13 protein-coding genes are annotated in these 13,187 nt (G+C 69.8%); 7 read left to right on the top strand and 6 right to left on the bottom strand.

The window, feature by feature from the left end:
* The first annotated feature begins 40 nt into the window (after nt 1-40).
* The 3 genes from lipB (at nt 41) to CGQ25_RS06675 (ending at nt 2,546) form a co-directional block, all read left to right on the top strand.
* Nucleotides 41-724, top strand: a complete 684-nt coding sequence (lipB, locus tag CGQ25_RS06685; RefSeq protein WP_208712372.1) for a lipoyl(octanoyl) transferase LipB — start codon at nt 41-43, stop codon at nt 722-724.
* Entirely contained in the window at nt 721-1,731 is a 1,011-nt protein-coding gene (gene lipA / locus CGQ25_RS06680) for a lipoyl synthase (protein ID WP_208712371.1), read from the top strand. The genes lipB and lipA overlap by 4 nt, the downstream gene beginning before the upstream one ends.
* Before the next feature lie 89 nt (nt 1,732-1,820).
* Nucleotides 1,821-2,546, top strand: coding sequence for a DUF4191 domain-containing protein (locus CGQ25_RS06675; RefSeq protein ID WP_208712370.1), 726 nt, complete (start codon nt 1,821-1,823; stop codon nt 2,544-2,546).
* Nucleotides 2,547-2,666: 120 nt separating this feature from the next.
* Here the strand turns inward: CGQ25_RS06675 and CGQ25_RS06670 are convergent, their stop codons facing one another.
* On the bottom strand, nt 2,667-3,101 hold the full coding sequence (locus tag CGQ25_RS06670; protein WP_208712369.1) for an RDD family protein: 435 nt from the start codon (nt 3,099-3,101) through the stop codon (nt 2,667-2,669).
* A gap of 235 nt (nt 3,102-3,336) precedes the next feature.
* Between CGQ25_RS06670 and glnA (CGQ25_RS06665) the strand changes: the two genes are divergently transcribed.
* Complete coding sequence (glnA, locus tag CGQ25_RS06665) at nt 3,337-4,761, top strand: type I glutamate--ammonia ligase (protein ID WP_208712368.1); 1,425 nt, start codon at nt 3,337-3,339, stop codon at nt 4,759-4,761.
* 115 nt (nt 4,762-4,876) lie between these two features.
* Here glnA (CGQ25_RS06665) and CGQ25_RS06660 read toward each other — a convergent pair whose 3' ends face one another.
* Genes CGQ25_RS06660 through glnA (CGQ25_RS06650) form a run of 3 tightly spaced genes read right to left on the bottom strand, consistent with a single transcriptional unit; the run spans nt 4,877 to nt 9,614 of the window.
* Nucleotides 4,877-5,206: a cupin gene (locus CGQ25_RS06660; RefSeq protein WP_255405625.1), complete on the bottom strand. Its 330-nt coding sequence runs from the start codon at nt 5,204-5,206 to the stop codon at nt 4,877-4,879.
* 22 nt (nt 5,207-5,228) lie between these two features.
* Nucleotides 5,229-8,264 carry a bifunctional [glutamine synthetase] adenylyltransferase/[glutamine synthetase]-adenylyl-L-tyrosine phosphorylase gene (locus CGQ25_RS06655; RefSeq protein ID WP_208712367.1) on the bottom strand — a complete coding sequence of 1,012 codons (3,036 nt, stop codon included), beginning with the start codon at nt 8,262-8,264 and terminating at the stop codon, nt 5,229-5,231.
* A 9-nt stretch (nt 8,265-8,273) separates the two neighbouring features.
* A complete protein-coding gene (gene glnA, locus CGQ25_RS06650) occupies nt 8,274-9,614 on the bottom strand; it encodes a type I glutamate--ammonia ligase (protein ID WP_208712366.1) in 1,341 nt (446 codons plus the stop codon).
* Between the two features lie 73 nt (nt 9,615-9,687).
* Here glnA (CGQ25_RS06650) and panB point away from each other — a divergent pair, with 73 nt between their 5' ends.
* A complete protein-coding gene (gene panB / locus CGQ25_RS06645) occupies nt 9,688-10,572 on the top strand; it encodes a 3-methyl-2-oxobutanoate hydroxymethyltransferase (protein WP_208712365.1) in 885 nt (294 codons plus the stop codon).
* A gap of 16 nt (nt 10,573-10,588) precedes the next feature.
* Here panB and CGQ25_RS06640 read toward each other — a convergent pair whose 3' ends face one another.
* Nucleotides 10,589-10,777, bottom strand: a complete 189-nt coding sequence (locus CGQ25_RS06640) for an SPOR domain-containing protein (RefSeq protein WP_208712364.1) — start codon at nt 10,775-10,777, stop codon at nt 10,589-10,591.
* A gap of 52 nt (nt 10,778-10,829) precedes the next feature.
* On the opposite strand from CGQ25_RS06640, the gene map reads away from it, so the two are divergent.
* Entirely contained in the window at nt 10,830-11,708 is an 879-nt protein-coding gene (gene map, locus CGQ25_RS06635; protein WP_208712363.1) for a type I methionyl aminopeptidase, read from the top strand.
* Between the two features lie 48 nt (nt 11,709-11,756).
* Nucleotides 11,757-12,566: a polyphosphate--glucose phosphotransferase gene (ppgK, locus tag CGQ25_RS06630; RefSeq protein ID WP_208712362.1), complete on the top strand. Its 810-nt coding sequence runs from the start codon at nt 11,757-11,759 to the stop codon at nt 12,564-12,566.
* A 110-nt stretch (nt 12,567-12,676) separates the two neighbouring features.
* Here ppgK and nrdR read toward each other — a convergent pair whose 3' ends face one another.
* Nucleotides 12,677-13,141 carry a transcriptional regulator NrdR gene (gene nrdR / locus CGQ25_RS06625; RefSeq protein ID WP_208712361.1) on the bottom strand — a complete coding sequence of 155 codons (465 nt, stop codon included), beginning with the start codon at nt 13,139-13,141 and terminating at the stop codon, nt 12,677-12,679.
* Between the last annotated feature and the right edge of the window lie 46 nt (nt 13,142-13,187).

The raw sequence follows: 13,187 nt of genomic DNA, 5'->3' as shown, positions 1-13,187 counted from the left end.
TCCGAGGGCCCGCGGGGAGGCCGGGGTTAAGCTGGTCGGCATGACTCTTGCGTTCACCCACCTCGGGTTCGCGCCGGACTTCGTCGACTACGAAGCCGGCCTCGCGGCGCAGCGACAGCTCCACGACGACGTGGTCGCCGGCTCCGCGCCCAGCACCGTACTCCTCCTCGAGCACTCCGCCGTCTACACAGCCGGGAAGCGCACCGAGGACCACGAGCGCCCCCTCGATGGCACGCCGGTTGTCCCCGTGGACCGCGGCGGCAAGCTCACCTGGCACGGCCCGGGCCAGCTGGTGGGGTACCCCATCGTCAGGCTGGCCGAGCCCCGTGGGATCCGCGCCTATGTCGAACTGCTCGAGGATGTCATGATCACGGTCATCTCCGAGTACGGGATCAAGGCCGAGCACGTCGATGGACGGTCCGGCGTGTGGGTCCGTGCGGACGAGCGCGGCGGTGACCGCAAAATCGCTGCGATCGGCATCAGCGTCCACGACGGCGTCACCGGCCACGGCTTCGCGATCAACTGCAGCAACAGCCTCGAACCGTACGCCCAGATCATCGCGTGCGGCATCACCGACGCCGGAACCACCACCATCTCCGCGGAGTGCGGGAGGGAGATCGGCCCCCGCGACATCGTCGGCCGCATCACCGAGGAGCTCGCCCGCCGCGAGGACGAGTTCGTGGCCCAGACCGAAGCCGACCTCTCCGAAGGAGCACTGACGTGACCCTCGCCCCCGAAGGCCGCCGCATGCTGCGCATCGAGCAGCGCAACTCCGCGGTCCCCGTCGAGCGCAAGCCGGACTGGATCAAGGCCAAGGTCCAGATGGGCCCGGAGTTCGTCCAGCTCAAGAACCAGGTCAAGAAGGAAGGCCTCCACACTGTGTGCGAGGAGGCCGGCTGCCCCAACATCTTCGAATGCTGGGAGGACAAGGAGGCCACCTTCCTCATCGGCGGGTCCGAGTGCACACGCCGCTGCGACTTCTGCCAGATCGACACGGGCAAGCCCTCCCCCCTCGACCGCTTCGAGCCGACCAAGGTGGCACGATCCGTTCAGTCGATGGGCCTGCGCTACGCCACCGTGACCGGCGTCGCCCGCGATGACCTCGAGGACGAGGGCGTGTGGCTCTATGCGGAGACGATCCGCAAGATCCACGAGCTCAACCCGGGCACCGGCGTCGAGATCCTCATCCCGGACTTCTCAGGCAAGCCCGAGCACATCACGGCGATCTGCGAGGCCAGGCCCGAGGTGTTCGCGCACAACGTCGAGACCGTCCCGCGCCTGTTCAAGAGCATCCGCCCAGCCTTCCGGTACGAGCGCTCCCTTGATGTGCTCACCCAGGGCCGGAACCAGGGCATGGTCACGAAGTCGAACCTCATCCTCGGCATGGGAGAGAGCCGCGAGGAGATCTCCCAGGCGCTGCGCGACCTGCACGAGGCCGGGTGCGACCTCATCACCATCACCCAGTACCTGCGGCCCTCGGAGCGGCACCACCCCGTGGAGCGCTGGGTCAAGCCCGAGGAGTTCGTCGAACTCTCCCAGGAGGCCGAGGAGATCGGCTTCCTCGGCGTCATGAGCGGACCGCTCGTGCGCTCCTCGTACCGCGCCGGACGGCTCTGGGCCACCGCCATGCGCAAGAAGGGCTGGGAGATCCCGCCGCAGCTGGCACACATCGAGTCCTCCGGCTCGACCCGCCAGGAGGCTGCGACCCTCCTCGCCTCACGGCACGGCTGAACCGCGGCCTGCCCGAAGCGCCCGCCCTCCTGGGGGCCGGGCGCTTCGGCGTTCTACGGGGCCGGGGCGTGACTTAGAATTGAGGGACTATGGCCAAGCGCACCGACACCTCCAGCACGCCCTCGGACAAGTCTCCGAAGAAGGCGAAGAAGCCCAACGGGTTCCAGCAGTTCCTCCAGGTCTTCCAGATGACGCGGAGGGCCGACCCGAACGCCGTCTGGCTCATGGTCCTCGTCTTCCTCGGCGTGACCGCGGTCAGCCTCCTCATCGGCTTCCTGCTGGACAACTGGATCACCGGCCTCATCATCGGCATCCTTCTCGGCCTCCTCGGTGCCGTGTACATCCTGAGCCGGCGCGCCGAGCGGGCGGCCTTCGCCCAGATCGAGGGCCAGCCGGGCGCGGCTGGGGCCGCGCTGAGCGCCCTGCGCCGCGGCTGGATCGTCGAGGAGCAGCCTGTGGCCGTCAACCCGCGTACCCAGGACGTCGTGTTCCGCGCGATCGGACGGCCCGGCGTCGTGCTCGTGACCGAGGGCCCGAGCACCCGCGTGCGCTCCCTCGTGGACGGCGAGCGCAAGCGCCTGTCGCGCATCCTGCCCAACGTCCCGATCCACGTCATCGAGACGGGTCGCGAGGAGGGCCAGACCGAGCTGCGGAACGTCGCGAAGGCGATGAACAAGCTCAAGGGCGAGCTCACGAAGACCGAGGTCGCCGCCGTGAACAAGCGCATCGGCTCGCTCGGGCCGCGCCTTCCGATTCCCAAGGGCATTGACCCGACGCGCGTGCGCCCGGACCGTCGCGCGATGCGTGGACGCTGATGCGGTCCGCCAGCCTTTCCTGACACGCAGCCTCTCCTGACACGAGGGCGGCGAAGAACAGCAAGAGGCCCCCGGGAAGCACCTCCCCGGGGGCCTCTTGGCGTCCCAACGGGACTCGGCTCAGAGACGCGCGACGACGGTGCGCGCCGCCTTGTCGTGCAGGCCCCGCTGGTCGACGTCGAAGATCACGGCGGGGATGAGGAGGCACAGGAGGACCGTCCGGATGGCCGCGGCAAGGATGCCGACCGGACGCCCGTCGACACCCTCGACGCGGAGGCCGGCGAGGCGGTGGCCCAGGCCGAAGCCGGCAAGTCCCACCAGGAGGGTCTGCTCCACGGCGAAGACGGCCAGGATCGCGAGCTGGTTGCCGCCGAAGAACGCTGCGGCGATGGCATAGCAGGCCGCCCAGTCGATGCACAGGGCCAGCACCCGCCTGCCGGGCCGGCCCACCGAGCCTGGTCCTGTGCGTGGGCGTCCCAGCCTCCGCCCCGGGTAGTCGCCTTCGGCGGTGGGCGGCCCGCTGAGCCAGGAACCAAGGTCTTTCCGGTCGATCACCGCTCCATTCTAGGCGGGCGCGCTCGTTGCGGGCTCTTGGCCCCAGCCGTCCCCGGCGGCTAGCGTTTACACGGAACCGCCGCATGTAACCTCGCCGAAACAAAGCGGACACGGACGGGAAATCCTCCGTTCGTAGTCTGATACCCGTTGCAGCGAGGCGTACGGCGCCCCGCACTGCCCGTGCGCGCCACGTTCCCGCCCGGCCCGACTGCCACCCCATGTGTTAGGAGCACCGATGTTCAAGTCTGCGGACGAAGTCCTCAAGTACATCCAGGACGAAGACGTCAAGTTCGTCGACATCCGCTTCACCGACCTGCCCGGCGTCCAGCAGCACTTCAACATCCCTGCCAAGACGGTCGACGCCGACTTCTTCGAGAACGGGCAGCTCTTCGACGGCTCCTCGATCCGCGGCTTCCAGGGCATCGCAGAGTCCGACATGCAGCTCATCCCGGATGTCACGACGGCGTTCGTGGACCCGTTCCGCGTCGAGAAGACCCTCGCCCTGAACTTCTCCATCGTGAACCCGCGCACCGGCGAGCCCTACCACCGCGACCCCCGCGGCGTGGCCGAGCGCGCCGAGGCCTACCTTGCCTCCACCGGCATCGCGGACACCGCGTTCTTCGCCCCCGAGGCCGAGTTCTTCGTCTTCGACAACGTCCAGTTCGAGTCCTCCCCGCAGGGCTCCTTCTACAAGGTCGACTCCATCGAGGCCCCGTGGAACTCCGGCCGCGAGGAGGAGGGCGGCAACCTCGGCAACAAGACCCCGTTCAAGGGCGGCTACTTCCCGGTGGCGCCGGTCGACCACCAGGCTGACCTCCGCGACGCCATGTGCCTCGCCCTCGACGCCGCGGGCCTCGAGGTCGAGCGCTCGCACCACGAGGTCGGCGCCGCCGGCCAGGCCGAGATCAACTACAGGTTCTCGACCCTCGTGCGCGCTGCGGACGACCTGCAGAAGTTCAAGTACATCATCAAGAACACCGCGCTCGAGTGGGGCAAGACGGTGACCTTCATGCCGAAGCCGATCTTCGGCGACAACGGCTCGGGCATGCACTGCCACCAGTCGCTCTGGAACGGCGGCGAGCCCCTCTTCTACGACGAGAAGGGCTACGCGAACCTCTCCGACCTCGCCCGCTGGTACATCGGCGGCCTCCTCAAGCACGCATCGGCCGTCCTCGCGTTCACGAACCCGACCGTGAACTCGTACAAGCGCCTGGTGAAGGGCTTCGAGGCCCCCGTGAACATGGTCTACTCGCAGGGCAACCGCTCCGCCGGCATCCGCATCCCGATCACGGGCTCCAACCCGAAGGCCAAGCGCATCGAGTTCCGCGCGCCGGACCCCTCGTCCAACCCGTACCTCGCGTTCGCCGCCCAGCTCATGGCCGGCATCGACGGCATCCGCAACCGCATCGAGCCGCCCGCCCCGATCGACAAGGACCTCTACGAGCTCCCCGTCGAGGAGGCCCGCGACATCCCCAAGGCGCCCGGCTCGCTCGAGGAGGCCCTCGAGGCCCTCGAGGCGGACAACGAGTTCCTCCAGGCCGGTGGCGTCTTCACGCAGGACCTCATCGACACCTGGGTCGCGTACAAGCGCGAGAAGGAGATCATGCCGCTCTCGCTGCGCCCGAACCCCTACGAGTTCGAGCTCTACTTCGGCTGCTGAGCCTCCCCGAGAGCCCGCACGCACGACGACGCCCCCCGCCTCCCGCAGCCAGCCTGCGGAGGGTGGGGGGCGTCGTCGTGCGTGACGTGGGCCCGGTGGCGCGGGAGCGGCGAAACTAGTCCGCGAGCGTGGTGAGGATGCCGGTCGAGTCGCCATCGGCGGTGACATCGTGCCGGGGGCCCGGGAGCACGGCGAGCTGGCCTGCGTCGAGCCTGAGGTCGGGCCCGTCGGAGCGCACCACGAAGGTGCCCGAGAGCACGTGGAGCGTCGCCGCGGGCGGCTTGAGGTGGTCCCCGAGGACCTCCCCGTCGAGGATGGCCAGGAGCGTGTGCCGCAGGTGGCCGTCGTGGAGGAGCGCCCGCGCGCTCCTGCCGTGCGGGCTGGTGCGCGCCTTCTCGAGCTCCTCGGCGGCCGCCTGGGACACGTCGATCGTTCCGTGCATCATGCTCGGGTTCCTTTCCTGCATTTCACTGGGTGCCGTAGAAGATGCGCTCGAAGACCTGGCGCGCCCGGCGGGTGAGGTTCAGGTAGTGCTGCTCCAGTGCGGAGGCGTTCCCCGGGGCATAGCCGCACCAGCGGGCGACCGCCTCGAGATCGCGCCGGGAGGTGGGCAGCACGTCCGAGGCCCGGCCGGACCATGCGACGTTGGCGCTGCGGACGCGGCTCGCGAGGATCCATGCCTCGGCGAGGAGCTCGGCATCGGCCTTCGGCAGGAGGCCGAGGTCCGCCGCCGCAGAGAGCGCAGGGAGCGTCTCGGTGGTGCGGAGCTGGGGGTGCTGCGCCGCATGCTCGAGCTGGAGCAGCTGGACGAGCCACTCGACGTCGCTCAGGCCGCCGCGTCCGAGCTTGACGTGCCGCGACGGGTCCGCGCCCCGCGGGAGCCGCTCTGACTCCACCCTGGCCTTGATGCGCCGGATCTCCCGGATCTCAGCCGGCGGCAGCTCCTCCGGGTACCGCACGGTGTCCACGAGCGCCATGAACTCCTTCGCGAGGCCGTCGTCCCCAGCCAGGGGCCGTGCGCGCAGGAGCGCCTGGGCCTCCCAGGTCAGGGCCCACCGGCGGTAGTACTCGGCGAACGAGTCGAGGGACCGCACGAGCGGGCCGTTCTTCCCCTCCGGGCGCAGGTCGGCATCGAGCGTGAGGACCCGCTCCGCGAGGACCGGCGGCTTGAGCGGCTGGGTGAGGAGTGCCGAGAGGCTGCCGACGATCTCGAGGGCCTGCTTCTGGGCAGCCGCCGGATCAGCGTCCGGCAGCGGCCGGTGCACGTAGATCACATCGGCGTCCGAGCCGTAGCCGATCTCCCGGCCCCCCTGGCGCCCCATCGCGACGACCAGCACCTGGGTCACGAGCGTCGCCTTCGCGGCGGCCGCCGCCTCTGCCACGCGCAGCGCCCCGAGCACGGCCGCCTGGTCCGCGTCGGCCAGCGCCCGGCCCACCCCTTGGGTGTCGATGATGCGCGCGCGGTCGGCGAGGGCCACGCGGAGGATCTCGCGGCGCCGGATGAGGCGCACCAGGCGCATGGCGGCGGCCGGATCGGCGTGCCGCGACAGCTTGGACTGGATCTCGTTCCACTGCGCCTCGAGCGCCAGGGGCCGCAGGTCGGCGTCGTTCCCGAGCCAGGCCACCGATTCGGGCGAGACTTCGAGGAGGTCCGCGATGAGCCGAGAGTCCGACAGGACGTGGCACAGCCGCTCGGCCGCCGCCGCAGAGTCGCGCAGGAGGCCGAGATACCAGGGCGAGGTCCCCAGCGCCTCGCTCACCCGGCGGAAGGCGAGGAGGCCGCCGTCGGGATCCACGCCCTCGGCGAGCCAGCCGAGCAGGACGGGGAGGAGCTGCCGCTGGAGCGCGGCCCGGCGGCTCACGCCAGCTGTCAGGGCCTCGATGTGCCGCATGGACCCCTGGGGGTCGCGGTACCCGAGCGCGGCCAGGCGTGCCTGCGCCGCCTCCGGCGTGAGACGCGCCTCGTCGGGGCTCAGGTTGGCCACGGTGTTCAGGAGCGGCCGGTAGAAGATGCGCTCGTGGAGTTCGCGGACGCGCCGCTTGGTCCGGTGCCAGGTCTCCAGGAGCTGTTCCGGCGAGGACTTGCCGATCTCGAGGATCCCCTGGGCTGCACGGGCCAGCGCGCGCAGGGCATCGTCCTTGACCGGCATGAGGTGCGTCCGGCGGAGCCTCGAGAGCTGGAGGCGGTGCTCGAGGAGGCGGAGGTACCGGTACGAGGAGTCGAACTCGTCCGCATCCCGGCGTCCGATGTAGCCGCCCTCGGCGAGGGCGGCGATCGCCGAGGTGGTGTCCCGCACCCGCAGGTTCTCGTCCGACCTCCCGTGCACGAGCTGGAGGAGCTGGACGGTGAACTCGACGTCGCGCAGCCCCCCGGCGCCGAGCTTGATCTGCCTGTCGGCCTCGGCGGCGGGGATGTTCTCGGTGACCCGCCGGCGCATCGCCTGGACGGACTCCACGAACCCCTCGCGTCCCGCCGAGGACCAGACGAGCGGCGCGATGGCCTGCTCGTAGCGCTCCCCGAGCGCGCGGTCCCCCGCGATCCAACGGGCCTTGAGGAGCGCCTGGAACTCCCAGCTCTGGGCCCAGCGTGCGTAGTAGGCCAGATGCGAGTCGAGGGTCCGCACGAGGGGGCCGTCGCGGCCCTCGGGGCGCAGGTTCGCATCGACCTGCCACAGCGCTGGTTCGCGGCCTGTCGAGTACACCGCCCGGGCCAGGCCGGTCGCCAGGTGCGTCCCGATCAGGACGGCGCGGGCATCGTCGAGCTCGCCGGCCCGCGCGCCGTCCGCCTCGATGACGTACACGACGTCCACGTCCGAGATGTAGTTGAGCTCCCGCGCCCCGCACTTGCCCATGCCGATCACCGCAAGCCCGACGGCGGCGACGTCCTCGCGGCCGAACGTCGCCTCCGCCTCCGCCCGGGACACGGCGAGCGCGGCCTCGAGCGCTGCTCCGGCGAGGTCGGACAGTTCGGCGGCCGCCGTGGGGAGGAAGTCGGTGGGCGAGGCGGCGAGAAGGTCCCTGAGCGCGAGTTCGCAGAGCCTTCTCCGGTAGGCCACCCGGAGGGCCTCGTAGGCCTCGGCGCCGGTCACGGCTGCCACCGGCCGCGGCGACTGCGGATCGGCACCCACCGAACGCAGCAGCGTCTCGCGGAGCTCGCGGGGGTCGGCCCCCTGCGGTTCCGCGGACGGCTGGACCGTGACGACATCGAGGTGCTCGGGCCGCCTGTACAGGAACTCCCCCAGCGCCTCCGAGGCCCCCAGAAGCCGGAACAGGGGCTCGCTCCGCGCGGGTCCCGCCTCGACGAGCTCCCGCAGCCCGGGCTCCTTCTCGAGCAGCCGGACGAGGGCGAGCAGCGCGACGTCCGGGTCGGGGGCCACCGCGAGACCCTCGAGGAGGACCTCGATGCCGATGCCCTCGAGCTCCCTGGCGCCGAGGAACCGCTCGGCCCGGTCCGGGTCGGAGGAGCCGAGGGCGATGAGGCGCCGCGTCAGGCTGGGAGCCACGGGAGGTGCCTAGAGGATCCCGAGGTTGCGGTAGAGCTCGTAGGGCGTCACCTCGAGGCGGTACTCGTTCCACTCCTGGCGCTTGTTGCGCAGGAAGTACTCGAACACCTGCTCGCCCAGGATCTCGGCCATGAGCTCTGAGTCCTCCATCGCGTTGATCGCGTCGTGGAGGCTCGCGGGCAGTGGCGAATGCCCCATGACCCGACGCTCGGCCGTGGTGAGCGAGGAGATGTCGTCCTCGGCCGCCGGCGGGAGCTCGTACCCCTCCTCGATGCCCTTGAGCCCGGCGCCGAGCAGGACCGCGTAAGAGAGGTACGGGTTCGTCGCCGAGTCGATCCCGCGGTACTCGATGCGTCCGCTCTGCGCCTTGCCCGGCTTGTACAGGGGCACGCGCACGAGCGCCGAACGGTTGTTGTGGCCCCAGCTGAGGTAGCTGGGCGCCTCTCCACCGCCCCACAGGCGCTTGTAGGAGTTGACGAACTGGTTCGTCACCGCGGTGAACTCGCTCGCGTGCCGCAGGAGGCCGGCGATGAACTGGCGCGCCGTCTTGGACAGCTGGAACTCGGCCCCGGGCTCATGGAAGGCGTTGGAGTCGCCCTCGAAGAGCGAGAAATGAGTGTGCATGCCGGAGCCGGGGTGGGACGTGAAGGGCTTGGGCATGAAGGTCGCGTAGGCACCCTGCTGGAGTGCCACCTCCTTGACGACCGTGCGGAAGGTCATGATGTTGTCCGCCGTCTGGAGCGCATCGGCGTAGCGCAGGTCGATCTCGTTCTGGCCCGGCCCGCCCTCGTGGTGGGAGAACTCGACGGAGATGCCCACGGATTCGAGCATGTTGACCACCGTGCGGCGGAAGTCCTGGGCGACCCCGCCGGGAACGTGGTCGAAGTACCCGCCCTGGTCCACAGGCACGGGGGCGCCGTCCGGTCCGAGCCGATCCGACTCCAGGAGGTAGAACTCGATCTCGGGGTGGGTGTAGCAGGTGAAGCCCATCTCCGCCGCCTTGGCGAGGGTGCGCTTGAGGACGTTGCGCGGGTCGGCGGGCGAGGGCTCGCCGTCGGGCGTGAGGATGTCGCAAAACATGCGCGACGTCGGCTCGGTCTCGCCGCGCCACGGGAGGATCTGGAAGGTCGACGGGTCAGGCTGGAGGAGCATGTCCGATTCGGAGACGCGGGCCAGGCCCTCGATCGAGGACCCGTCGAAGCCCAGCCCCTCGTCGAACGCACCCTCGACCTCGGCCGGGGCGAGCGCGACGGACTTGAGGGAGCCGACCACGTCTGTGAACCACAGGCGGACGAATCGGACGTCGCGTTCCTCGATGGTGCGGAGCACGAATTCCTGCTGACGGTTCATGGGTTCTTCAGTTCCTAACGACGTTGGGCCGCACTCCCCCCACTCTACTGAAGCATCGACTAGTCTCGTCGGTATGGCCCCCACGACTTCTGAGCCGGCGCGCCCGGACGAGCCGGCTGCTCCCTATGGGACCGGCCCGGCCTCGCCCAGGCCGGCCGGCCGCGTGCGCATCCACCACCTCGCTCAGGCCAAGGAACGCGGAGAGAAGTTCGCCATGCTCACTGCCTACGAGCAGTACACGGCGCAGATCTTCGACGAGGCGGGCATCGAAGTGCTGCTCGTGGGGGACTCCGCCGCGAACAACGTCTACGGGCACGCCACCTCCCTGCCCGTCACGGTCGACGAGATGATCTCGCTCGTCCGCGCGGTCGCGACCTCTGCGAAGCGGGCCCTCGTCGTCGCGGACCTCCCCTTCGGCAGCTACGAGGTCTCCTCGGAGCAGGCCGTGGCGACCGGCGTGCGCTTTCTCAAGGAGGGCCTCGCCCACGCGGTGAAGATGGAGGGCGGCGCGTACTACGCCGACACGGTCCGGGCCATGGTCCAGGCGGGCGTGCCGGTCATGGCGCACATCGGATTCACGCCGCAGAGCGAGCATGCCCTCGGCGGATACCGTGTCCAGGGCCGCGGCGAGGATGCGGAGCGGCTCATCGAGGACGCGAGGGCCCTGGAGTCCGCGGGGGCGTTCTGTGTGCTCATGGAGATGGTGCCGGCCGCCACTGCCGCCGCGGTCGACGCCGCGCTCACCGTGCCGACCATCGGCATCGGTGCGGGCAACGCCACGACAGGGCAGGTCCTCGTGTGGCAGGACATGGCCGGCCTGAGGGGCGGCGAGGGAGTCAGGGTGGCGAAGTTCGTCAAGAAGTACGCGGACCTGCGCACCATCCTCCTGGACGCGGCGCGGGCCTACCGCGAGGACGTCCGGTCGGGCCAGTTCCCTGGACCCGAGCACAGCTTCTAATCAGCCGGGCGCCTGATCAGTCGTTGTCGCTCCACCCGTCCCCGTTGGCGTCGGACGGGTCCCACGCGCGGTTGCGCTCCTTCACCTTCTCGAGGGCCTTCTCGGCCTCCGCGCGGGTCTTGTAGGGGCCGATGAGCTGCGTCCAGTCGCTCTGGGCATCTTCCTCGACCTGGTGGGTGACGACGTTGTACCAGTACTCGACCATCTGAGTCCCTTCCTGACGGCCCGGCCGTCACTCGGCCTAGTACACTCACCCTATGCCTTCTTCCCCCGCCACGGCACCCGTGGGCACGCTCGTCCGCGGGGCGGTCACGCCTGTCCGCCCGGTCCCGGAGTCCATCCCGCGACCCGAGTACGCATGGAAGAAGGCCCCCGCCAAGTTCGAGGGTTCCGACGTCCTCTCCCCCGAGAAGATCGAGCGTGTCCGCGCCGCAGGGAAGATCGCCGCGCAGGCGATCGCCGAGGTGGGCCGGCACATCCGGCCCGGCGTCACGACCGATGAACTCGACAGGGTCGGCCACGAATTCCTCGTCGCGCACGGCGCCTACCCGTCCACGCTCGGCTACCGCGGCTTCCCGAAATCGCTGTGCACGTCGCTGAACGAGGTCATCTGCCACGGCATCCCGGACTCCACGGTCCTCGCCGACGGCGACATCATCAACATCGACATCACTGCTTACAAGGACGGTGTCCACGGCGACACCAACTACACCTTCCTCGTGGGGAACGTGGACGACGAGTCGAGGCTGCTCGTGGAGCGGACGCAGGAGTCCCTCCGCCGGGCCATCAAGGCCGTCGCCCCCGGACGCGAGATCAATGTGATCGGCCGTGCCATCTCCTCCTACGCCAAGCGCTTCGGCTACGGCGTGGTGCGGGACTTCACCGGGCACGGCGTGGGCGAGGCCTTCCACACAGGCCTGATCATCCCGCACTACGACGCCGCACCCGCCTACAGCAGGGTGATGGAGCCGGGGATGGTCTTCACGATCGAGCCGATGCTGACCCTCGGCGGGATCGAATGGGACATGTGGGAGGACGACTGGACCGTCGTCACCCGGGACCGGAAGCGCACCGCCCAGTTCGAGCACACCCTCGTCGTCACCGAGAGCGGCGCCGAGATCCTCACTCTCCCCTAGGCCTCACACGGCCCTGGCATCCCCCCTGACCCGCGAGAGGCACCACGCATGGCCAAGAGCGAGAAGAAGAAGGACTCCAAGGAGTCGACCCGCATGATCGGCATCGACATCGGCGGCACCGGCATCAAGGGCGGCATCGTCGACCTCAAGAAGGGCAAGCTGGTCGGCGACCGCTACCGGATCGACACCCCGAAGCCGTCCACGCCCGAGGCCGTGGCCGACGTCGTCGCCCTGATCGTGGACGAGCTGAGCGCCCGTGACGGCGCGCCCGCCAAGGACACGCCCGTGGGCGTCACCTTCCCGGCGATCATCCAGCACGGCATCGCCCGTTCCGCCGCGAACGTGGACAAGTCGTGGATCGACTACGAGGTGGACAGGCACTTCACCGAACGGCTCGGCCGCCCGGTCGAGGTGATCAACGACGCCGATGCCGCCGGCCTCGCCGAGGTCCGCTACGGCGCCGGCAAGGGCGTGGGCGGGACGGTCCTCGTCATCACGCTCGGCACCGGGATCGGCTCGGCGTTCGTCTTCGACGGCCGGCTCGTGCCTAACGCCGAACTCGGCCACCTCGAGATCGACAGCTTCGACGCCGAGACGAAGGCTTCCGCGGTGGCGCGGGAGCGCGACGGGCTCAGCTGGGAGGAGTACTCAGTGCTCCTCCAGCGCTACTTCTCCCACGTCGAGTTCCTCTTCTCCCCCGAGCTGTTCATCGTGGGCGGCGGCATCTCGAAGCGCGCGGACGAGTACCTCCCGCGGCTCAAGCTGCGCACGCCGATCGTTCCCGCGAAGCTCAAGAACGAGGCCGGGATCGTGGGCGCCGCGCTCCAGGTCGCGATCGACCACGGTTTCGCGAAGTAGCCCTCAGACCAGACAACCCACGCACGACGCCGAGGGGCCCGGACGCGCTGTCCGGGCCCCTCCGCGTCGTGCTCGGGTAGTGGGGGCGGGGCGACGGGGGCGCAGCGGTGTCAGGCCCCCGCGGCCTTGGCCTGCTCCGCGCGGAGCACGCTGATCGCCGACTCGAAGTCCTCGAGGGACTCGAAGTCCTGGTAGACGCTCGCGAAGCGGAGGTACGCAACCTGGTCCAGCCGCTTGAGGGGCCCGAGGATGGCGAGCCCGATCTCGTTGGCCTGGATCTCCGCAGAGCCGGCGGCGCGGATTGCCTCCTCGACCTCCTGGGCAAGGAGCGCGAGGTCGTCGTCGGTCACCGGACGGCCCTGACACGCCTTGCGCACTCCGTTGATGACCTTGGAGCGGCTGAAGGGCTCCCCCGCGCCTGAGCGCTTGATGACGGTCAGGCTCGTCGTCTCGAGGGTCGTGAACCGGCGGCCGCACTCGGGACACTGGCGTCGGCGCCGAATGGCAGCCCCGTCGTCCTGGATGCGGCTGTCGACGACGCGTGAGTCGGGATTACGGCAGAACGGGCAGTACACCCGTCAAGTGTACTGAGAACGTGTCGGGAACCACAAGCCTGTAACA

Source organism: Sinomonas sp. R1AF57 (assembly GCF_002224485.1).
Lineage (GTDB): Bacteria > Actinomycetota > Actinomycetes > Actinomycetales > Micrococcaceae > Sinomonas > Sinomonas flava.
This window is presented reverse-complemented; position numbering and strand designations above follow the sequence as displayed.